This window comes from Algibacter sp. L1A34, from assembly GCF_009796805.1.
In the GTDB taxonomy this organism is placed as follows: domain Bacteria; phylum Bacteroidota; class Bacteroidia; order Flavobacteriales; family Flavobacteriaceae; genus Algibacter.
In genome coordinates, this window is record NZ_CP047029.1 from 4,481,733 (window position 1) to 4,506,642 (window position 24,910).

At 31.6% G+C, this 24,910-nt stretch carries 15 protein-coding genes; 12 read left to right on the forward strand and 3 right to left on the reverse strand.

Translation table 11 applies throughout. The annotated features are described in order from the left end of the window. The first annotated feature begins 4 nt into the window (after positions 1–4). The 4 genes from GQR97_RS18910 (at position 5) to GQR97_RS18925 (ending at position 10,685) form a co-directional block, all read left to right on the forward strand. Positions 5–1,504, forward strand: a complete 1,500-nt coding sequence (locus GQR97_RS18910; RefSeq protein WP_158851248.1) for a sensor histidine kinase — start codon at positions 5–7, stop codon at positions 1,502–1,504. Next, the gene (locus tag GQR97_RS18915; protein WP_158851250.1) at positions 1,491–1,880 is read left to right on the forward strand and encodes a response regulator; all 390 of its coding nucleotides are present in this window, start codon (positions 1,491–1,493) and stop codon (positions 1,878–1,880) included. The genes GQR97_RS18910 and GQR97_RS18915 overlap by 14 nt, the downstream gene beginning before the upstream one ends. Before the next feature lie 350 nt (positions 1,881–2,230). Beyond that, positions 2,231–9,142, forward strand: coding sequence for a T9SS type B sorting domain-containing protein (locus GQR97_RS18920; RefSeq protein WP_158851252.1), 6,912 nt, complete (start codon positions 2,231–2,233; stop codon positions 9,140–9,142). Between the two features lie 181 nt (positions 9,143–9,323). Next, a complete protein-coding gene (locus GQR97_RS18925) occupies positions 9,324–10,685 on the forward strand; it encodes an exonuclease domain-containing protein (protein ID WP_158851254.1) in 1,362 nt (453 codons plus the stop codon). A 78-nt stretch (positions 10,686–10,763) separates the two neighbouring features. Here GQR97_RS18925 and GQR97_RS18930 read toward each other — a convergent pair whose 3' ends face one another. From GQR97_RS18930 to GQR97_RS18940, 3 genes are all read right to left on the reverse strand, one after another. Continuing rightward, the gene (locus GQR97_RS18930; RefSeq protein ID WP_042500276.1) at positions 10,764–11,498 is read right to left on the reverse strand and encodes an acyl-CoA desaturase; all 735 of its coding nucleotides are present in this window, start codon (positions 11,496–11,498) and stop codon (positions 10,764–10,766) included. A gap of 58 nt (positions 11,499–11,556) precedes the next feature. Continuing rightward, positions 11,557–12,129, reverse strand: a complete 573-nt coding sequence (locus GQR97_RS18935) for a Crp/Fnr family transcriptional regulator (protein ID WP_158851256.1) — start codon at positions 12,127–12,129, stop codon at positions 11,557–11,559. A gap of 215 nt (positions 12,130–12,344) precedes the next feature. After that, entirely contained in the window at positions 12,345–13,133 is a 789-nt protein-coding gene (locus tag GQR97_RS18940) for a hypothetical protein (protein ID WP_158851258.1), read from the reverse strand. A 606-nt stretch (positions 13,134–13,739) separates the two neighbouring features. Between GQR97_RS18940 and GQR97_RS18945 the strand changes: the two genes are divergently transcribed. From GQR97_RS18945 to GQR97_RS18985, 8 genes are all read left to right on the forward strand, one after another. Beyond that, positions 13,740–14,855, forward strand: a complete 1,116-nt coding sequence (locus tag GQR97_RS18945) for a T9SS type A sorting domain-containing protein (RefSeq protein ID WP_158851260.1) — start codon at positions 13,740–13,742, stop codon at positions 14,853–14,855. A gap of 678 nt (positions 14,856–15,533) precedes the next feature. Then, positions 15,534–16,583, forward strand: a complete 1,050-nt coding sequence (locus GQR97_RS18950; protein ID WP_158851262.1) for a T9SS type A sorting domain-containing protein — start codon at positions 15,534–15,536, stop codon at positions 16,581–16,583. A 320-nt stretch (positions 16,584–16,903) separates the two neighbouring features. Continuing rightward, positions 16,904–18,367: an alpha/beta hydrolase-fold protein gene (locus GQR97_RS18955; RefSeq protein WP_199269888.1), complete on the forward strand. Its 1,464-nt coding sequence runs from the start codon at positions 16,904–16,906 to the stop codon at positions 18,365–18,367. A 61-nt stretch (positions 18,368–18,428) separates the two neighbouring features. After that, positions 18,429–20,363: a S9 family peptidase gene (locus tag GQR97_RS18960; protein WP_158851266.1), complete on the forward strand. Its 1,935-nt coding sequence runs from the start codon at positions 18,429–18,431 to the stop codon at positions 20,361–20,363. Positions 20,364–20,516: 153 nt separating this feature from the next. Further along, entirely contained in the window at positions 20,517–20,948 is a 432-nt protein-coding gene (locus GQR97_RS18965; RefSeq protein ID WP_158851268.1) for a phage tail protein, read from the forward strand. Between the two features lie 194 nt (positions 20,949–21,142). After that, positions 21,143–21,412 carry a T9SS type A sorting domain-containing protein gene (locus GQR97_RS20010; RefSeq protein WP_158851270.1) on the forward strand — a complete coding sequence of 90 codons (270 nt, stop codon included), beginning with the start codon at positions 21,143–21,145 and terminating at the stop codon, positions 21,410–21,412. A gap of 1,434 nt (positions 21,413–22,846) precedes the next feature. Continuing rightward, the gene (locus tag GQR97_RS18980; RefSeq protein ID WP_233267574.1) at positions 22,847–24,361 is read left to right on the forward strand and encodes an IS1182 family transposase; all 1,515 of its coding nucleotides are present in this window, start codon (positions 22,847–22,849) and stop codon (positions 24,359–24,361) included. 89 nt (positions 24,362–24,450) lie between these two features. Further along, positions 24,451–24,858, forward strand: coding sequence for a hypothetical protein (locus GQR97_RS18985; protein ID WP_158851272.1), 408 nt, complete (start codon positions 24,451–24,453; stop codon positions 24,856–24,858). Positions 24,859–24,910 lie beyond the last annotated feature (52 nt).

A 24,910-nucleotide genomic window follows, 5' to 3' on the forward strand; every position in this document is an offset into this window, starting at 1 on the left:
TAGGATGGTAGGCTCACATATTGAAATTACGGAACTTAAAGAAAATGAAGAGTTTTTAAACCGTTGCAATCATGAAGCTAATATTGGTTTCTGGGATATGTCTGTAGAAAATAAAACAGTAAAATGGAGTAATACAACTAAAACAATACATGGCGTAGCATTAGATTACGAGCCAAATCTCGAAACTGGTATTAATTTTTACAGAGAAGGTTCTAGTAGATCTAAAATTACCGAATTAGTATTTAGAGCTTTAAATTTTGGAGAAGCTTTTAAAATTGAATTACAAATTGTTACTTTACAAGGAGAATACAGATGGGTTAAAGTTATTGGTATTCCCGAAAAAACAGAAAACAAGTACAGTAGAATATACGGTACCATACAAGATATTAACGATCTTAAAAAGTACCAAATAAAATTAGAACAAAGTGAACAAGCCTTTCGAGGTAATTTTGAAAACGCTGCCATTGGGATGGCCTTATTTGATAAGGATGGTAAATGGATTAAAATAAACCAAACACTTTGTGATATATTAGGGTACACTCAAGATGAGTTAAACCAATTAACTTTTCAAGATATTACACACCCTGAAGATTTAAATACCGATGAATCTTTAATTGAAGACGTAATCATCGGAAAAAAAGACCATTACAAAATAGACAAACGTTATTTCCATAAAAAAGGACATATTGTTTTTATTCATCTCGCTGTTTCTGTTGTAAGAGATACCGAAAAAGAAGCCCTTTATTTTATTTCTCAATTTATTGATATCACACTTTTAAAAGAACAAGAAAAGGCTTTAAAACGTATTATCACTTTTACCCAAGACCAAAATGACCGTCTTAAAAACTTTGCCCATATTGTATCGCACAATTTACGTTCGCATTCTGGTGGAATTTCGGCTCTTTTAGAAATTTTGAAAGATGATGAACCTGATTTTTTTGAAAATGAAATGATTCAATTATTAGCAACATCGTCTACGAATTTAGAAGAAACGATTAATCATTTATCCGAAGTTGTTCAAATTAACTTATCTTCAACTGAGAATTTAACACTAATTCCTCTAAATAATATTATTAATAAACAAATCTCCTCTGTAAAACCACTTGCTGAAAAAAACAATATAAAAATAACAAATAATATAGAAAAAAATATTGAGGTACTCGGTGTCCCTGCTTATTTAGAAAGTATTATTTTAAATTTTGTAACTAATGCAATTAAATACAGCTCTGACGAAAGAAATAGTTTTTTAAATATAAATTCAGAAAAAAATGGACGATACACTATAATTTCATTTACAGATAATGGTATTGGAATAAACCTAAATTTACACAGAAAAAAACTATTTGGAATGTATAAAACATTTCATGACAATGAAGACGCCAGAGGTATTGGTTTATTTATTACTAAAAACCAAATAGAAACTTTAGGTGGAAAAATAGAAGTAACTAGCGAACTTAATAAAGGAACAACTTTTAAAGTATTTTTTAAACATGAAAAAAATTAACTTAGCTTGTATAATTGAAGACGACCCTACACACGTCTATATTACTAAACGGTTTTTGAAACGAACCGGACTTGTGGAATCGATTTTAACATGCTCGAATGGAAAAGACGCATTTGACAAATTAAAAGCAATAATTTCTGATGGAAAGCAGCTGCCAGAATTAATACTCTTAGATTTAAATATGCCTATTTGGGATGGGTGGCAGTTTCTTGATGCTTTTAAAGCAATACCCAGCGAAAAAAAAATAAATATTTACATACTTACAAGCTCTAACAGCGAAGCAGATATAGAGCGCGCAAAACTATATAATATTGATAGTAATTATATTGTTAAACCTATAACTTTAGAAAAATTACAAGAGGTGCTTTTTAATTAATAAAATCTATAGTTTAATTTACTACCCCCTCTTTTACATCACTATCAATCCTCTCAATAAAAACTCAAATTTATTGAGAGGGTTTAGTTAAAAGGCAACCTTAATCAATGTGTAATACACTACCGACTTCATTTTACTTTATAAAACCTTCTCAAATTTCTTTAACTCTTTTCTTTTTTAAATTTAGTATATTACTTATAAAAAAGAGTTATTAGCAGTAAACGTTACCTCAAAAACCAATCAATACAACACCCATAAAAGGAGATACGTCGAACAAAGAAAACTTAAAGCTTTGTTAAATCTTATTTTCCATATATTTATTTTTTTATTAAAATAATCAAGATAATTATATGTGGCACTATAGGTCCCTCCTTATATCCCTGATATTACCAACAATTCTTTTTTCACAAAATATCACCCCTTCAATCGAAATTAGCGATGCTGGAGGTTTAACAGATATTTTGGTAGATTGTGATTATCCCACGGATGCAGATCGCTGCTTTGTTTTACAAGCCAATTACACCACTATTTACGAAACTACTTCTTACGAAGTAAACAGTATACCTTTTACTAACTTATCTGGTTTAACAAATGAAAATTCGGTAACCGTTTCTGCCGACGATAAATGGAGTTCTGTTTTACCATTACCTTTCGATTTTTGTTTTTACAACGAAGGTTTCAATTCATTTATTCTTGGAGATAATGGACTAATAAGCTTCAACACCACACTTGCTCTTGCCGATAGCCCCTATTTTTCAGGAAGTTTACCAAACTCATCCATGCCAACCAATGCTATATTTGGTGCTTATCACGATTTAACAAACGATAACAATGTATTTGGCTGCACCGACGACCCGAGCACACCAGAAAACGAATGTGGCGAAATTAAAACCTATACTACAGGCACTGCTCCGCAACGTACTTTTGTTATTAGTTACGAAAATTTAAACCATTTTAACTGCGAAAACACAAGATCTACAACTCAAATTGTACTTTACGAAACCTCGAATATTATCGATGTTTATATAAAGGACAAACCAATAAATTGCGAAACAACATCTGGAGCTTATCGAAAAAATGCTTTGATAGGAATTCAAAATGAAGATGGAACATCAGCAACAACGCCTACCGATAGAAATTCTGGTATATGGAGCGCCACTAATGAAGCTTGGCGGTTTACACCAAACGGAATTCCTACAACAGTTGTGCAATGGCGAGATGCCAGCGACACACTCATTGCAACAGGCGATCAAATAACCATTTGCCCAGAAGAATCGACAAGTTATACCGCTAGAGTAACTTACGATATGTGTATTGGCACCGATGTTATTTTAGAAGATACCATAGATATTACCATTGATTTCTCTTACCCAATAGCTATAGACAATGTGCAAACTGTATGCGACATTAACTTGGTTGGAGAAGAAACTATAGATTTAACAACCTATGCGCCATTAATGGTTGGCACACAAACTGGTTTAGTGTTAAATTACTATAATTCTCCAGACGATGCGAAAAATGAAACTAACCCAATACCAACTCCAGAAAACTACCTTTTAACAACCTCAACAGAAAACATATATGTTAGATTACAACGTGGCGTTGGTTGCTTTGATGTAGGTACATTAACCGTTAATCTAGAAGAATTAGCAACCTCACAACTCTCTCAAATTTCAGAATGCGATGTAGATAATGATAATTCAGAAATTATAACATTTTCCGATTACACCACGCAAATTATTGGTAGCCAATCTAGCGCCACACTTTCCTATCATTTAAATCAAAATGAAGCTGAAAACAATCTAAATCCGCAAACTAATCTAACCGCTGCAAATGGCGATTCTGTTTTTGTTCGATTAACGCTTCAACCCGATGAATCTTGTCCAAATATTGTAGAAATCCCTATAGTTCTAAATCCCGTTCCCGTTGTTGCACCTATTGAGGTTACGCTTTGTTCTAATATTGCTATTTACAATTTAACACAACATGAAATAGATGTACAATCGAACAATGCTGCGGCTTTAAACTTTAGTTATCATCTTTATGAAAGTTGGGCTGATAGAAATATTTATCCTTTTGATCCAGATGCCACGAGCAATCCTATAGACCCCGAAGTTTACCGTTTAAATAGCGCTTCTCAAATTTGGGTACGATCTTACACATCAAATGGTTGTGTTGAAGTTTTTCCTATAAATTTCACATATATTGATGGTGTAACCGTCCAAAACGATAACCAAGTTAGTACAGGAACTATTTTCGATTTAACCACATCTATTAATGATATGGTCACCGATTTAACAGGCATCACTGTTCAATATTACGATTCTGAAAATGGAGCACAAATACAAGATCCGAGCAGTTTAATAAGTGATCCTGCTAATTTTGGGGTTACCAATCCTGAAACTGAAGTCTTTGTTGTTTTCACCAATACAGATTCTGGCTGTATCACCATAGGAAGCATCGAATTAGAGTCCGTTGGATTCTCTGGAGGAGCTATTGATGGAGATTTTCAAATTTGTGATACCGATAACGATTCCGAAGAATTAGTAACATTAAGCGCATATGACGATAGCTTAATTTCTAGTTTTGATGATTCTAGATACATGGTTGTCACCTATCATATTTTAGAAACCGATGCCAATGCCAACACGGGGGCTATTACCGAAATAAACATTACTACACCAACAACGCTTTATGCTCGTATTGCATTAGTTTTTGAAGGAACAGAACTCGATTTTACAGTGGAAGAAGTTAATCTAGATTTTCAAACCACGATACTTCTAAATCCGGTTTTAACTACTATTTGTGACGAATTTGGAAACAATAGAGAAGTACATGACATTACTCAATATGAAGATGACATCACTACAGAAACAGGTGCCATTTTCGAGTATGAAGACATTTACGGACGAGACATTAACTCACCAGAAACCTACAACATTATTGGGCCAACACGAGTTATTAACGTCTTTGTAACTACACCAGACGGCTGTACAACAGAAACCGATATTACTTTCGATTTTTATCCAATAATAACTACAAACGACGCCGAAATTCAAGCTTGTGATAGTAATAACAATAATGAAGAATTAATTAACCTAAACGATGCTTTACCAGATGTAAATACAAATTTTATAGACTATGAAGCTTCTTTTTACAATACTGAAGCAGAAGCCGAAACAGGAGATCCAACAACCCAAATACCAACACCTGAAAATTATTTAGCCACATCTAACCATTCCGTTTTTGTTCGTTTATATAATACAACCACAACATGCTATAACACAGCCGAAATAGAAATAACTATTGTTTCCATACCCGAGTTACAATCTAATATGTTAAGCCTTTGTGATTTTGAAAATAACGGTATTGAAAACAATGTTGATTTATCCAATTTCAACTCAGAGATAATTGGAACTCAAAACAACATCGATTTAACGTATTACAACAGTTTAGATAATGCAAATAATAAAAACACACCAATAACTACGGCGAATATTACAAACACCACAACCCTATTTGTTAATCTTTCCGCGCCAGATGGTTGCGATATTTCTGGAGCCATTAACTTCAGTTTAATATCGGCTCCAGTTGTTAATAATATTGACGTTACTGTCTGTGATAACTTTACCGATGGCAGCGAATATTACGACTTGCGTTTAAGTCATAATGCTATCATTTCTGATCCTATAAACCATACATTCCGTTATTTTACTTCAGAAAATAATGCTATTAATAACAGCGGAGCAATTTCATATAGATATCTAATTACTAGTGTTCCGGAAACTATTTATGTCAGGGTTACAAATAGAACCACGGGATGTTTTTCAATTACTGAAATAACATTAAATTTTACATTTCCTATCGCTGTAAACGACACCGAACTTACGGCTTGCGACGATGATTTTAACCTTTCCGAAGAGTTTGATTTAACCACTGCTATTCCGGCTATGTTAGCCGATACTATAGGGCTTGACATTACTTATTATTCAGATGAAGTAGGCGCACAAACTGCTAATACAGCTTTTCTAATTTCAACCCCCGAAAATCATAATACAGCTTCAGAAACCGATAATATTTTTGTTAGATTCGATAATCCATTAACCGGCTGTTTCTCTATAGGTCGCGTTATTTTAAAAGTACTCGCCACACCTAAATTAATTGATAGTAGCCATACTATTTGCGATACCGATTTCGACGGGTTTTTCACGCTAGACTTAAATGATTTGAACGCATTAATTATCCAAGATCAAACGAATCTAGTGTTCACATACTTCACCTCATTCTCAAATGCTGAAAATGAAACCGGAGCTATTTCTAACACGACAAATTATGCCATTCCAAATGATAATCATACTGTATATATTCGAGTGGAAAATCAATTTGGTTGTTGGGCTGTTGCCGCAGTTAATATTAGTATTAGAACATCGACCAATGTTAATACTGTCACCGAAACTTTAGAAGCCTGTGACGATGATTTAAACAATTACTCCTTTTTCGATTTAACGTCTTTTGAAAACTTATTCACTACCGAAATTGGAGTCACTTTTAGATATTTCAATACTAGAATGGATGCTAATTTGGAGCAAAACCAAATTCCGAATCCAACAGTACATCAAAATGTAAATCCAAATTCGCAAACTATTTTTGTTCGAGTGTCTGTTTCCGATAAATGTGATAATATTACGAGTTTCAATATTGAGACTATTCATATTACACCACCAACATTAACAAAAGCAACCTTTTGCGCGGGCACTTCTGTGGTTTTAGATATGGGGCCAAATTACTCAACATACATCTGGAGCACAACAGGGACTGCGCAATCCATTGAAATTTCCGTTGCAGGAACTTACAGTGTAACTTTAGAAGATAGCGATGGCTGTATTGGTACATTTGATGTTGAAGTTGAAGAGTTACCTCTACCAAACGTGATTGCAACATCAATTACAGAATGTGATTATACAGGTATTGCCGATGGATTAATGCAATTTAATCTTCATGATTATGACGATCAAGTTACAGGCAACAACAGCAACGTTACAACTCACTTCTACTTATCACAAAGTGCATTAGACAATGATTCCAACGAACAAAGCGCAACGTTTACAAACACAACAAATCCGCAAACCATTTACGTAAAAGTTATTGATAATACTACCGGTTGTTTCGATTCTACAACGCTTACCTTAAATAGTAGTTTTATAGAATTAACGCCAAATACTTATGAAATTTGCGATACCGATTTCAATGGTAATTACAGCTTTAACCTTACTGAATTAAACACTTTAGTAATTGCAAACACCACTAACCTAGCTTTTGAATATTACAATTCGAAAACCAATGCCGAAAACCAAAACGGAGCACTTTCCGGCATTTATACCATCCCGAATAATAACCATGATGTTTATGTTCGAGTAGAAAACAATTTAGGTTGTGCTTATATCACTTCCGTGGAAATACAACACAGAGTAGACACTTCCGTGGAAACGGTTACTGAAATACTAGAATCTTGTGATGATGATTTAGATGATTATGCTATATTCGATTTAACGGCTTTCGAAAACTTATTTACTTCAGAAATTGGAGCTACTTTTAGATATTTCAATACCAGAATAGATGCTAATTTGGAGCAAAACCAAATTCCAAATCCAACAATACACCAAAACGTAAATCCAAATTCGCAAACTGTTTTTGTTCGAGTGTCTGTTCCCGATAAATGTGATAATATTACGAGTTTCAACATTGAGACTATTCATATTACACCACCAACATTAACAAAAGCAACCTTTTGCGCGGGCACTTCTGTGGTTTTAGATATGGGGCCAAATTACTCAACATATACCTGGAACAGGACAGAAACCACGCAATCCATTGAAGTTTCCGTTGCAGGAACGTACAACGTAACTTTAGAAGACAGCGATGGCTGTATTGGTACATTTGATGTTGAAGTTGAAGAGTTACCTCTACCAAACGTAATTTCAACCTCTATTACAGAATGTGATTATACAGATATTGCCGATGGATTAATGCAATTTAATCTTCATGATTATGACGATCAAGTTACAGCAAACAACACCAACGTTACAACTCACTTCTACTTATCGCAAAGCGAATTAGACAGTGATTCCAACGAACAAAGCGCAACGTTTACAAACACTACAAATCCGCAAACCATTTACGTAAAAGTAGTTGATAACTCTACCGGTTGCTTCGATTCTACAACGCTTACCTTAAATAGTAGCTTTATAGAATTAACGCCAGCCATACTATATGTTTGTGATGAATTAAATTCTGAAGACGGATTAAACACCTTCGATTTAAGCTTAGCGTCTCCTCAAGTTTTAATAAATTCAACTGAAAATTTTGATGTCGCTTATTATGACACCTATCAAAATGCAGAACAGCAACTAGATATATTAGCAAATAATTATCAAAATACAGAGGCTTATTCTCAAACCATTTACGCTCGTGTTGAAAATAACGAAGGTTGTTCTTATATTGAAGAAGTTCTACTAGTTGTAAATAGCTTACCAAATATTGAAGTTACTCATGAAACTATTTATTGTCTAAACATCTACCCTGAAACCATCACCTTAGATGCTGGTTTAATTACGGGTTCTACAAATAATTTCACTTATTTATGGAACACAAACGAGACAACTCCGGAAATTGAAATTAACGAAGTTGGATCATATAACGTAACTGTAACATCTTTAGAAGGTTGTTCGAAAACAAGAGATATTATTGTTTCACCTTCAACTATACCAACCATTGATCGCGTAGATATTATAGATGCTATGGACATACAAACTGTTACTGTTTATCTTAACGAGAATAGTATTGGAGACAATGAATATGCTATAGACAGCGAATTTGGACCATACCAAGACAGTAATATATTTAATAATGTAGAAGGCGGATTGCACACCATTTACGTTAGAGATAAAAATGGTTGTGGTATAGATTCTGAAAAAATTTCGGTTATTAGTATCCCTAAATTCTTTACTCCAAATGGAGATGGCTTTCATGATACATGGCAGCCTTTGGGCATATCTAGAGAATTCCAAACAGATGTTTCTATTTACATTTATGATAGGTACGGAAAACTATTAAATATTTTAGATCCTTTTGGTCCAGGATGGGATGGTACTTTTAAAGGTTATCCAATGCCATCTTCTGATTATTGGTATACCGTTGATTTCCAAGAACTTTTTAGCCAAAAACATCGTCAATTTAAAGGCCATTTTACTTTAAAACGATAAAAATCAATCATTTAAATCCTTCTTAAAATATATAAAAATATAATTTTTTAAATATTTCATTCACAATAAAATTCACAGCTACATATTAAAGCAATTATTGCTTACATTTGTAGTACAACAAAAAAAACACTTCATTTAAATATAGTGTCATATTCCATAAGAATTTAGAAAGATTAGCATAATGATTTATACCGTAATTGATGTTGAAACCGCTGGACCAGGAAATAAACTTACTGAGATTTCTATTTTTAGATATGAAGACGATGAGTTAATAGATGAATTTACATCGCTTGTAGATCCTCAACAGTTAATCCCTGAATACATTACCGATTTAACAGGCATTGACGATTTGATGGTTGCTAAAGCACCAACATTCGCAGAAATTGCAGAAGATATTTTATCCATTACCCAAAACGCCATTTTTATAGCGCATAATGTGAGTTTTGATTATAACGCCATACAAAATGAGTTCGCGGCAATAGATATAAAATTTGTTAGAAAGAAACTATGCACCGTTAGACTTTCTAGAAAATTATTACCAGGTCATAAAACCTATAGCTTAGGTAAGTTATGTGCTAAATTAGATATTCCCATAGTAGGCAGACACCGCGCAAGAGGCGATGCTGAGGCTACTGTTATTCTATTTAAAATACTACTAAATCAGCCAACAGCAACAGAAGTTATTGAGTCCTCTTTAAAGAAAGCTACTAAAGAAACTAAAGTACCAAAACATCTTAAACAAGAAACTTTCGATCAGCTACCAAGTACCACCGGAATCTATTATTTTAAAGATGAAAACGATGCTATTATCTACGTAGGCCGGGCTAAAGACATAAAAAAACGCGTGTTAAGTCATTTTTCGAGTAAAGCAGAAAAAGAGATTAATTTATCTAAAGAATTAACCGATGTAGATTACGAGCTTTCAGGTAGTGAAACCATTGCTTTACTTATGGAAGACGCTGCCTTAAAGGAACATCAACCAAAATACAATCAAGCACCAAAACGCGCTCCAAAAGCGTATGCTATATTCAGTTACCAAGATAGAAATGGCATATTACATTTAGCCTACAATACGCTAAAATCGACGCCAAATGCAATACAAGTATTATATAGTATTCAAGAATGTAACCATTATTTAGAGGTACTTTGTAAACAATTTAATTTGTGTCCAAAATACACGCATTTACAAGAAGGTACTATAAATTGTTCGCTCTACCCTATTCAATCTTGCAAAGGTATTTGTGATAAAAAAGAATCGATGGCCTTATATAATCTTCGTGTTAAACAAGCTATAGATTACCTTAAAAATATGTCTAAAAATGTGATTGTAAAACAAAAAGGACGATATGAAAATGAAGAAGCTTTTATTTTAATTAAAAACAGCAGCTACAAAGGTTACGGTTTTATTGATAAGTACGAGCAAATTAATACTTCGGAAGATTTAGAACCTTTTTTAATTCCCCAACAAGACAACATAGATATTAAAAGAGTTTTGAATAAAATATTGATTAGTCCTGATCAAAGTGTCTTGCAAACCCAGTAACATATTTTAATTTACATAAAACAAAAAAGCAACCTAATTAGGTTGCTTTTTTGTTTTTGCTATATAATACCGAATTTACTAACTAACGGCTTTCTTCAATTTAATAATATGTAGTTTATCTAAAACTACCATAATACAATACGTAATATCAACCTCAAACCAACGCACTCCAAAATTTGCACGTCCACTATGAGAATGATGATTGTTATGATAACCTTCGCCCATCATTAAAAAATCAAATGGTAATAAGTTTTTAGACGTATCGGCAACTTTAAAATTTCTGTACCCATAAATATGAGCAAACCAATTTATAATTACGCCGTGTATTGGTGCCATTAAAAAAGCTACAGGTAAAAACAACCATTGCCACCAAGCAGTTGCAAAGAAAATAAAAAACACAGTGTATAAAGCAGCCCAAACTAATCGAGACACTCTAGAACTTGCAAACTTATCGAAAGACTCCCATTGCGGAACATTTTTTGTAAACTTATCAGCAACCTCAATTCGTTTTTGATTTATGTCTTGATAAATGTTTTTTGTACGCCACATCATAGAAAACACATTGGCATCATATTTAGGCGAATGCGGGTCTTTTTCAGTGTCGGCATAAGCATGGTGCATTCTATGCATAACGCCATAACCATAAGCACTTAAGTAATTAGAACCTTGAAAAACCCAAGTTAAAAAGAAACATATACGCTCTGCTATTTTAGACATGGTAAAGGTTTGATGCGCCGCATAACGATGCAAAAAGAACGTTTGAAAAAACAAACCTGTATACCATAAAATGATAATAAAAATAAGAATACTCATAATCTTTGTTTAGTTAACAAAGGTCTTATTACTTTATGGAAATTACAATGAACCTAGGTTAAGAAATTCGTTTCCTAATTCGGCTTAAAGCCTGTGCTGTAACCCCAATATACGAAGCAATATATTTTAAAGGCACCTCTTTAATTAAGTTTGGACGCTCTGTAAATAGCTTAAGGTAACGCTCTTCTGCAGTTTCATTTAAAAGCGATTGCTCTCGTTTAGATTTTATGAGAAATAAACGCTCTGACGACATGCGCCCGATAACATTACCAACAAAACTTTTTTGATATACTTCTTGTAAATCTTTATAAGAAATACTCCAAATAACCATATTTGTAAGCGCCTCTATTTGGTAGAGCGATGGTTTGTGTGTTAAAAACGAATCGTAAGCGCTTATAAATTCATTTTCGAAACAAAACCCGAAAGTGATTTCTTTCTCTTTATCTTCCTTCGGAATTAAAAAACGTGCAATACCAGATTCTATAAAAGAGATGTAGTTCTCCACCTGACCAATTTCGGTAAGTTTATCTTTTTTATTAAACTCGCGCTTAATTAATTTAGATGAAAACAACGTCCAATCGGTATCGTTCACAGTAATGGTTTCTTCTATATAAGCTCTAATATTTTTCATATGAAACTGTTATATACAAATAACGTTATTTTTAATAAAAAAAGTAATTTTTTTTCAGACTATCCTAATATAATCTAGAGAACGTGTTTGATGAGGGAAAAAACATTTAAAGCATAACTCTTTCCTTTTTTCAAAAAAAGCTATCCAAAAGGATAGCTTCTATTAAGTTTCACTTCAAAACTCTAGTAATATTATTAAGAAGAAACTTCTTAAAATTATTTTATATACTGCTTCAATATTTCTTTTAAAATAAGTAAATCTTTATCCTTACTTCTAATTATGCTCTGTTTATCATCACATTCAAATAAAGAATAATCTATTTCAACTAAATTGATGTCTTTTTTATCAAGCACATCTTTTCGTCTTTTATTATATTTTTTTATTTGCTCACTTCTAGTAATACCGCTTACCGTCATAACATCTAGCTTATCCGAATCTTGATCCAATTCGTTCTGCTTTTCTGCAAATTCAATTACTAAATTAGCCTCTTTATAAAAGCCCGGTAAAGATAATTTTGTTCTTGTTTTACCTCTTTTATGCATATCACCTAACAAAAAAGGAAAAGTATGTTTACGCGAAGATTTTTCAGCAAGTAATTCGTCGCATAGATCTAAGATGTAGAACTCATCACTATTTTCTCTTTGTGCTTTAGATTTTTCTTTTTTAGAAACGGCTGTTATAGCTTCATTTGGAACAAACTTAGCGCCTTCTCTTACCAAATACCAATAGACAGCTGTTTCTGTGCGTTCTGCGTGAACTGTAGGTATTCTAGTCAAGGCTTTCTCTTTATCTAAAGCTCGTAACACTTTACGAAGAGGTAAACCTTTTTTATTATCCTTTGTAAAAACACCTGCTAATATTAAATCTGCCATGATGTCTTTTGCAGGAATCCAATCTTTATTAGTATGTGTATTAAAGTAATTCTCTATTACCTTATTAATTTGAGTGACTATGTCTTCGTTATTACGATTATTCTCCATGATTATAACTTTTATGTATTGCATTTGACTGCAACTAAAAACGGGCGCAAGGTAAGCCAATATTATTATGATATAATTATACTAGTTACTTAATTATGTTTTTAAAATAGTATATGCATATATTTATTCTGAATAATATACAAAGTTCCTATAAAATGTAATAAAAAAACAGAGCTCATTCTTCCCTCCTTTTAATTTAAATAAAGATATTCTGTATTTAGAAATTTTCCAGAATTACTCAACACGTGTCCATAATACTATCAAAATCATATTATTAGATTATATTAATTTCACTAAAAAGATTATAAAACCCTTAAAGTTTAAATATTTTTAATTACTTTTAAATCCCAATAAGCTATAAGCAAGCTTATTACACATCCTCCCTATTTATTTTTACAATTAAAAGCAAAAGTCAATTTTAGTTGCTATCACTAAATATTGCTAACGAGTTATGTAATTTATTACGGCCTCTTTAATAAATAATAAGATGCTATTTAAATAACCATTAGATATACACTATTGCCTTTATTCAATTGTTTTACAACATTTGTTTGCTCACAAAAAAAATGAAGATAAATTAACTAAAAAACATCTTGTATTAAACCCAATCCCTTTTAAGGAGAAATACTTATGAAAAAAACACTTATAATAACATTCCTTATTTTAAGCACATGCAAGGCCGTAGCTCAAATAGCGAACGTTGAAGAAGTTTTTGATTTACCAATAACATTGAGTGAATCATCAGGAGCTATATTTTTTAATAATAAACTTATTACTCATAACGATTCGGGTAATGAAAATAAACTTTATGAGTTAAATACAATTTCTGGTTTAATTATTAGAACTATTACAATTACCAATGCTACAAATGTAGATTGGGAAGATATTGCACAAGATGAAATATCTATATACATTGGAGATATAGGTAATAACAGTGGAAATAGAACCGATTTAAAGATTTACAAAATAAATAAAAGTGATTATCTAAGTTCCTCCAATGTAAAAGCAGAAATTATAAACTTCAGTTATTCAGATCAAGTAGATTTTGATTCTAACCCTAATAATACAGAATGGGATGCAGAAGCACTCATTTCTTTTGACGCAGATAATCTGATTTTATTTACTAAAAACTGGGTTAATGGCACAACAAAAGCTTATTCAGTCCCAAAAAACAGCGGCACTTTTACTTTAAAATCATTGACAACAGCGTTAACTAGCGGAGGGTTAATAACTGGAGCTACCTACAATCCATTAACAGAAAAAGTATATTCAATAGGTTATAATTCAGCATTACAACCTTTTGTTTGGGTTAGTGAAAACTTTAAAAATAATGATATTTTTTCGGGTACTAACACACAAATATTACTTACAAGTTTGGGATTTGAACAAGCAGAGGCTATAACACATATTGAAGATAACAAGTATTTTATTACATCCGAATCATTTAACATCGGCCCCTTATCTAGTAATGGAAAATTAGTTTCATTTACAACAAACGATAACGTGTTATCTAATGTAGAACAAGTAACTAGCGAATTTATTATATATCCAAACCCTGTTAAAGACATACTATTAATTGATAACCTAGAATTTACTTCAATTGAAATTTATGATATACAATCTACACTTCTTTATAGAGGATACAACAAAAAAATAAATGTTTCAAAACTTAGCAAAGGGCTTTATTTGGTTAAGATTAATTTAAAAAATAATAAATATAAAATTAAGAAAATAATTAAAAATTAATTGAATATTATTAAAACGGGATTTAGTGCTTAACCTAAAGTTTAGATATTTAGTCATACTATTTTTGTTTTAATATCATGTAAACATTCCACAGATAACATGTCTGAAACCTAAACTTTCGAAGACATTTACAATCAAGCAATATTAGTTGACACACATAATGATATTCTACTCCAAAAAATAGAAAGATATTTATAATAGATAATGATTTAAAAGCATATCAATCAAAGAAATAACTACTACAAAAAATACTTTAGTAAAAAAGCATTACATTTTTAATAGATAATTTATATAACTATCATTAAATGATAATCTTAAAAAAAGCCATAAAGTATTAACATATCATCCAAATAAATCTCATATTTCAAAAAATCAGCAAAAATTAAATATTATTAAGTTTTTCTTTTTTAACATATCTGTTTTTATATATTTTTAACACATATACCTCATTGAAAGGTTATTACCCATCCTCCCTATTTACTTTTTAAACCATTACTTAAAGTCAAGATTAGATGTTTATTCTATTTTTTGACTTGGAATTGTTGTAGATACTTCTTTTTATAAAAAGTGTTATTTACATAATTTCCAATGCATAAGTTTAAAAAAAACAGTACCAACTATATAATTTAAAAAGACGCGATTTATTGTATCAAATTGTTAGTAAACATTAAATATATTATGAAAAAAAAGCTATACTTATTAGTCTTATTAATACTAAGTGTAAATATTTTAATAGCTCAAACAATAGATGTTGTTACAGGATTATCTGGAAATCCTAACAGGCTATTGCTAGATGGTAATGATCTATATTTTACGGAACAGACAAGTAACAAATTGTCAAAAATTGATATTTCAAATAGTAATCCAATCCCTATAGATATTATTGCAGGATTGGATGATCCATTAAGTATGGTTCTAAATGGAAATGACTTGTATATTGCAATTGGATTTGACAACAAGATTTCTAAAATTGACATATCATCCAATTCGCCAGTTTTAAAAGATGTGATTACAGGACTAAATAAACCGAATGGTATGATTCTAATCGGTAATGAACTCTATTTCTCTGAATCTTATGTTGGCACTATTTCCAAAATTGACATTTCTGATAATTCACCAACACGAGAAGTTGTTGTATCTGGTTTAAATTTTCCAAGTGCGCTTGCCCTTAATGGGAGTGATTTATATGTTTCTGAAATATTGGGAGATAAAATCACCAAAATTGATCTTTCTAGTAACCCACCAACAACCAAGGATGTTATTACAGGTCTGAATGGACCAATAGGCCTTAGAATTAATGGAGACGAATTATTTATTGCACAACTTGCTGAAAATAAAATAACTAAAATCAACATATCGAATAATACTCCAACTCCCATTGAAGTTGTATCCGGACTAGACGGTCCTACAGACATTATATTCATAGAAAACGAACTGTATATCTCTGAACATAGTGGTCAAAAAATATCAAAACTAGAAAACACCCTTTTAGGACTAAATGAATTAAGCTATAACAAAATTATTATGTACCCTAATCCAACTTCAGACTTTATAAGCTTTTCAAACATTAAACAACCAATGGAATATAGCATATTTAGTATTAACGGAATGAAAATATTAAGTGATATAGCTAATCCAAATGAAAAAATTGACATAAGAAGCTTAAATTCTGGCACATACCTTATTAACATAAACAACAAGCTTACTGAACGAATAATTAAAAAGTAACATTTCCTAAAAATACACATCACTCAAAGAAATCTCCTATTTCAAAAATTAAATATTATTAAGTTTTTCTTTTTTAAATATTTTTTTTTCATATATTTAACACAAGCACCTTATTAAAAGGTTATTACACTTCTTCCCTATCTACTTTTTAAAGCATAATTTAAATTCATTTTTAGATATTTATTCTAAAGATTGATACCGAATTATTGCGGATATTAGTTTCTATAATAACGCAGTATTTACAAAAGTTCGAATGCATGGTTTTAATAAAAAACTAACCATATAATTAAGTTGGCATTAACTATAAACACATGTCTATAATGAAAAAAACATACCTTTTAATTGTTCTCTTTTTAATATTTGGCTTCCATTCTAATGCTCAAATATTTGAAGTTAGCTTCGCTTCTAGCCTAATTAAAGAAGATTTTTCAGGAAATGTGCTCCTCTACCTTTCAAAAGATAATAAATCACCAAAAGACATTTTTGTTGGACTCGAATTAACTCCTGTTTATAGAGTAGTTGTAAATAATTTAAAAGCCAATGAAATCGCAGTTTTCAAAGATGATGCCGTATCATATCCCGTTGAATTATCAAATATTGAAAGAGGAGAATACTATGTACAAGCTGTATTTGATCTAAATCTTGGTGATGCAAATATTGGTTCAAGTTCTGGAAATATGTATTCCGAACCGATAAAAATTAATCTAACCAAGGATTTTAATAAAGTTTTTAAGATTAAAGCAGATAAGGTTATTAAACCAATAAAATTTAATGAAACTGAATTTTTAAAAGAAGTAAGTGTTAAATCGAACCTATTGAGTAAGTTTCATAAAAAGGATATGTTTATTAACGCCGCCGTTAGCTTACCTAAAGAATACTATAACCAGCCTAATAAAGAATATCCGGTGATTTTTTCAATTTTTGGTTTTGGAGCGAATTATAAATTGCATTCAGGTCGTAGTGCTTTTTTAGAGCAATTAGAAGAGGAGTCTACCATTGTTGTTTATTTAGATGGAAATTGTTCAGAAGGACATTCTACCTATGCAAACAGTGATGTTAACGGTCCTTGGGGAGACGCACTTGTAAAAGAACTCATTCCTGTCTTAAAGCAAAAATATAGAACTAACGGTGCCTTTTTACTTCACGGTCATAGCAGCGGAGGCTGGACTACCCTTTGGTTACAAATAAATTATCCAAAAACATTTGCAGGAGCTTGGTCTAGTGCTCCCGATCAAGTAGATTTTAGAAACTACCAAAACGTAAATATTTATGAAGCGGACAATATCTTTTATAACGATAAAGGCAACATGCTACCTTTATTCACAATAGCTGGAAGAATTCCTGTCATTAATGCCAAAGACTTTTATAAAACTGAGAATGTGATATATAGAGGTTCACAAATTCATTCTTTTGATGCCGTTTTTGGTGGATATGATAAGGACGGAAACAGAATTCGGTTAGTAGATATTGCAACCGGAGAAATAAATAAGGATGCACTTGCTTTATGGAAAAGATATGATATATCTATTTTATTAAGAGAAAATTGGGCAAACCTTAAAGACGATTTACAAGGTAAAATTAGAATATCAGTTGGTAATAGTGATAATATTTTTTTAAACCGTTCTGTACAATTACTAGAAAAAGAAATGAAGCCGTTAAATACCAATATAGTATTTAGTTATGTTCCCGGAGACCATTTTACAATATTTACGGATGAGTATAAAAAGGATGGCATGCAATTTTTGATAAAGTGTTATAAAAATTGGTTGATTAAAAACAAATAAGAAACAACACCAAACCTACTATAAATCAATGATTAACAGTAAACAAATTAAATATAATATTATGAAAACAAATTTTTTAGGATTATGCTTATTAATACTCATGTTTTCTTGCAAAGACAACAAAACAGATAAAGTGATGGTAGATCGCGAAATCAAGCAATATACTATTGAACAATTTATGGATAATGAAGCTGTGAATGGTGGAAGTTTTTCTGCAGATAATAGCAGCTTACTTGTTTCTAGTAATCGCTCCGGAATCTATAATGTTTACACTATTCCTGTTAAAGGTGGAGAAATGAATGCGATTACTACCTCTGATAGCACTTCTATTTTTGCAGAATCGTACTTCCCGAATAGCAATAGAATACTATTAAGTGCCGATGGAAATGGTGACGAAATAAATCATTTATTTGTAAGGGAATTAGACGGTACTATCAAAGATATAACACCAGAAAAGGGAGCTGTTTCCTTTTTCTATGAATGGTCTAAAGATGATAACTATCTATATTTTGGTTCTAACAAAAGAGATCCAAAATTCTTTGATGTGTATAAAATGTCTATAACTGATTACTCCTCGGAAATGATTTATCAAAATAATGATGGTCTTAACTTTGAAGTAATTTCTAGTGATGAAAATTATTTTGCTTTATCAAAATCTTTAAACACAAATGATAGCGACTTGTTTCTTTATGACGCAAAAACAAAGGAAACGATTAAAATCAACGAAAATCAAAGTAAAAATACAGCTCAAGATTTCTCAGATGATAATTCTACATTTTATTATACAACAGATGATGGCGGAGAATTTTCATATTTAATGTCTTATAATTTACAGACTAAAGAGCAATTAAAAGTTCTAGAAAAATCTTGGGATATTTCGGGAAGCCGTTTTACTTCCGAAGGAAAATATATGGTTGTTTACGCAAACGAGGATGGTAAAAATGTTATTGACATTTTAGATTCTAAAACAATGAATCCCATTGATTTACCAGATTTTAAAGATAAAAGCATCACAAGTGTTAGTTTTAGCAACGATGAAAAATGGATGCGCATGTATGTTGGTGGTTCTAATTCACCTTCAGACTTATATACCTATAATTTTGAAACTAAGGAACAACATAAATTAACAAATGTTCTTAATGATGCTATAGATGTTGAAGATTTAGTGACGGCAAAAGTGATACGTTTCAAATCGTTTGATGGTGTAGAAATTCCTGCTATTTATTACTTACCTCTTCAGGCGTCTGTAACAAACAAAGTACCAGCAATGGTTTGGGTTCATGGTGGTCCGGGTGGTCAAACACGCCAAGGTTTTAGCTCTCTTATTCAATATTTAGTTAATCATGGTTATGCGGTTTTAGCGGTTAACAATCGTGGAAGTAGTGGCTACGGAAAAACATTTTATAAAATGGATGACCGCAACCATGGCGAGAAAGATTTACAAGATTGTGTAGAAGGTAAAAATTGGTTGGCATCGCAAACCGAAATTGATAACAGCAAAATAGGCATCATTGGTGGATCCTATGGTGGATACATGACTATGGCGGCATTAACTTACACTCCAGAAGAATTTGATGTTGGCGTAAATCTCTTTGGTGTTACCAATTGGATTAGAACATTAAAGAGCATTCCTCCATATTGGGAATCGTATAGAGAGTCATTATATTTAGAATTAGGCGATCCATTTTCGGTAGATTCTGTGAGATTAAAACGCATATCCCCTTTATTCCATACCGATAAAGTAACCAAACCCTTAATTGTTTTACAAGGCACTCAAGACCCGAGAGTATTGCAAATAGAAAGTGATGAAATTGTTGCTGGCGTTAGAAAAAATGGCGTTCCTGTAGAATATGTATTATTCGAAGATGAAGGTCATGGTTTTGTTAAAAAAGAAAATCAAATAGAAGCTTATAGTAGAATTCTAAAGTTTTTAGATAAATACCTTAAAAAGGAAAATACACCAATTGAAGGAGAAACAGAAGGTTCTAAAATGTAAAGGCCATAAAGTTGCAACCCTCTTAAATAAATAATATTGAACTATTTAAATTTGATTTTGCACGAAGTTATGAATTGACTCATTTGAAATAACGGAATGAATGATACCATAAAAAAATACATCCACATTTTAAAACTAAAAATTAAGCGCATTATGAGCAATTATCCATTAACCACAAGTCACTTTAAAGTTGAATGGGGAGGAACTAGAACAGGTTTCACCGAAATATCAGGATTATCTATTGAAGCAAAAAGTATAAAGTATCGAGAAGGCGATTCTGCTGTACACTCCACAGAAAAAATACCCGGACAATTAAAATATAATAATATCATTTTAAAAAGAGGTCTTAAAAAAAATGATCTTGAATTTTATGATTGGATAAACACAATACAGCACAATAAGGTTGAACGCAGAGATATAACGATTTCCTTACTAAATGAAAATCATGAACCAGTAATAGTGTGGAAACTAAAAAATGCATTTCCCATAAATATTGAATGGTCAGATTTGAGAGCTAATGCTAATGAACCAGCAATTGAATCTATTGAAATTAACCACGAAGGTATATTTATTGAAAGTATTTAGTATACTATTTTTATAAAAAAGTAGAAGTAACAAAAATATTATGTCTTCCAGCGATAGAAGAACCTCTGTTACCATAATAGCAGATTGGAGAAAAACGAATTGTTGTAGAATGAATTTGTATGTAAGAAATGAAGGTTTAATGGCGTAACCTAGCGGAGATACTTGGCACACCTAATGAAATATTAAAGGAAGTAATGAGTTATGAGGAAACCTTAGTTCCTGATCACGTTGAACGGAATACAGCCAATCAAATTTACCCAAATCCGTTTGCTAATAAACTAACCATTACTGGGAAAAATTTACTGAATAAAGAAGTGAAATTATACTCTATGTTAGGCAGAGATATATCCAATACTGTTGAATTTATATCTCGCTCTAACAATAAAGTTGTACTCAGAATAAATAATTTAAATTCCGAAAACTTATTTCTTGAAGGTAGGAAACACAACAAGAATGATAAATAAACTTGAACGCTAATTACTATGCTATTCAAGCGTATTTACAATTAAGCTGTTTATTTTTTGCTTGCTTTTTTAGCCAACTTTGCAGCTTTTTTTTCTTTAGGCGTTAATGTTGCCTCTTTTTTTACATTCTTTTTTGAATCTTGCGATTTAGCCATAACTTAATGTTTTAAGATGTTTTAATTGTGGAATAAATGTAGTGAAAAGGATGATATGAAAATTTTATTACCTATTTTTTTTATAAAAATTAGGTGTTACGCCTTAAAAATGATACAAAAACCTAAAATCCACGATAACAAAATAAGCTCTTTTCATCATTTACTTATTCAAATTACGGTTTTCCGTAAAACTAATTAAAACGGCCTTTGTACTTTAGCTTCAGTTTAAGAAAAATAGGTAGAAATACGTATGTTTTTTTTTACTAAGAATAACTAACTTCGGCCGAATCTCTTCAATGGGTTTCTATGATGCAGAATAATCCATATTGGGATCTTTTTGGAGAGAATGAGTAGTTGAAGTAGTCATATGAATAAGTTGTGCAACATATGCCAAAGATTGATAATTTGAAATAATAAATTGAAAAAGTATATAAAATATCTAATTTCCTTCCTTCTGATTTTCGGTCTGACGGTTAACGAATGTTCTCTATATTCTCAAACCAATTCTTCGAACTATCATCAAGTCTCAAACATCAATACCCGAAAAGAATTTAGCCATAAATATTCGGAATTATACGTTTACGGTAGACAGCTTCAATCAGAAAAAATATTTGTTGCGCTGATTACATATCTCAACTTACGAGATTTTTATAGTGCTAAATTTACAAGAATCTTTAATTTACAAATTGAACGGTATCAAACAATAAGTTCAATAATAGCTCGACACGTTTTCTTAAATAAAAAATTCGTGTCCAGCAATCAATATACAAGTTTATACATAGCCTAGAACAGACTTTACTTTCTATGCGAATATGCTTTACTGCATAAAATGATAAAACAAATGTCTAATCATTTATCATTACTAAAATGTATAAACAAAAGAATAAAACACATTTGGAGAAATCCAAACAAATCCTTAATTGGATAAAAAGAAAAATTATATTAATAATTACTGCCGTTATGCTTGGAATGTCAAATGCAATGTATGACGAAGATAAAATGATTAATGGAAATCAAAATCATACTGAACAAGAACATAAAAAGGATTGACAGAATAAAAAACAAAATACGTTGCACAACACAGTATATAAAAAATTGCTATTTTTAGCTTAACCAATGTGATTTGCTTTGTTTGCTTGCGTCCGATTTTCCTTCGGAAAATCCTCGCACTCAAACACGCAACTTTCCATATACATAAACGTCAGACTGTCTAATAACTATTTATATTTTTAGAATCAATTAGGAAGTAACTTTCAGCTCATTTTTGTATCTTTTAGTTATGAAATTTATCCTTGGAAAAGACCGAAAACAGACCTGCCTTTTTCCTGTTTCTCTCGAAGATTCAATAGAATCTCAGAACAGCGTAAGGTCTATAGATCAATTTGTAGATTCACTTAACCTAGCAGAACTCGGATTCCGTTCAGACTTCATAGAAAACGGTCCGCCCGCCTATAACCCATCTGTTTTACTCAAACTTTACATTTACGGTTACATGAACCGTATTCGTTCTTCCCGACAATTAGAAAAAGAATGTAGACGAAACATTGAAGTGATGTGGCTGCTAGAATCGCTAGATCCAGACCACAACACCATCAGCAATTTTAGAAAAGATAATGCAAAGGCTATTAAAAAAGTGTTTTTTGCTACCGTACAAATTGCACGTAATTTTGGACTTATAGGTGCTACACTTATAGCGGGTGATAGTACTAAGTTTAGAGCTCAGAATAGCAAAAAGAACAATTTCAATCAGAAGAAAATACAGCGTCACTTAGATTATATTGACAACAAACTAGAGCAGTACAATAAAGCTCTTGAACAGAGTGATAGTGAAAATGAGAAAGAGCAAATCAACAAGGATATTGATAAACATCAAGGTCGCAGAAATGAATATGAAAAACTAAATGCGCAGTTGAAAGCCTCTGGAGAACCTCAAATATCTACCTCTGACCCGGATAGCAAGCATTTAATTGTACGTAACAATATTACTGAAGTTGCTTACTGTGTACAATCTACTGTAGATGCAGATCACAATATTCCGTTTGATTACTTGGTCACCAATAAGAATGATTCCAAGGCCATGGGACAGATGTTACAGCGCGCTAAAACTATTTTAGAAACAAACACCTTTACCGCCCTTTATGATAAAGGATATCATACAGGGAGTGAATTTAAAACGGCAAATAATCTAGGGATTAAAACACTTGTTGCTATACCTGGAATAGGAAGAGCCTCTCAAGCTCCAGACCCAAAATATAACTCAGAACACTTTAAATATAGTAAAGAAAACGACACCTATACCTGTCCACAAGGAAACATACTTAAAAGTAATGGAAGCACCTATAAAGCGCGTAATTATCGCTTCAAACAATATAAAACAAACACATGTAAAAACTGCCCAGTAAGAGCTTTATGTACAACTTCTAAGGTTAATGGAAAGGTAGTACAGCGCAGTGAATTCCATCGATATATTGAAGCCAACGCACAAAACGTATTACAAAACCCTGATGCTTATAAAAAACGACAAGCCATTGTTGAACATCCATACGGAACAATAAAACGCCAGTGGAGTTTTGATCATATCATCACTAAGAAAACGATGCAACGTGCTAGTGCTGATGTAGGGTTGATGTTTATTGCATATAACTTAACAAGAATTTGGAATATCATTAGAAAAACCAACACGTCTATTTCTCATGCTCACAAGGCCTGTATTAGGTTTATAGAAGCTATTCTAAGAGATATAAAAGTGCTCTACGAACAAAATTTAAAAAATCAAATCGTTGAACACAACTAATACTAAAAACTGTATTTTAGTAGAAATATTTAAAATTGCAGTAAGTTATTAGACAGACTGACGTTACCTGCAAGCTGAAAATCGAACTTATGAAAAAAATTGGGACAATAATTTTACTGCTGATTTCAATTAACTCAATTGGACAAAACCTCGTTGAATGCGGAATTGATAATAATCCGAAACTTACTCAAACGGAATCTGAATTTCTGACTGAATATATGAATGACGAACAGCTGAAAAATTATGATTTAACCGACAAGAAAGTGATTTTTGTAACTGGAAATAGTGCTCAACAATTCGGAACGAAATCGGAATATTTTGACCAAATAAAAGAGTCAAATAAAAACGAAAGTAAAATTGCAACTTGGATTGTTGAACTGAATGAAAATGAACGAAAAATATCTGGTGGATACGATGTTATAATCACATATTGGGTTAAAATTTTGACCAAAAAAAGAAAGAATAAAATTATAAACGAAATAAAAGCCAGCAGGTAACACCGTATAAAAATAATTGCGGTTTAGCGCTTAATCAAAGGTCGTTACACAT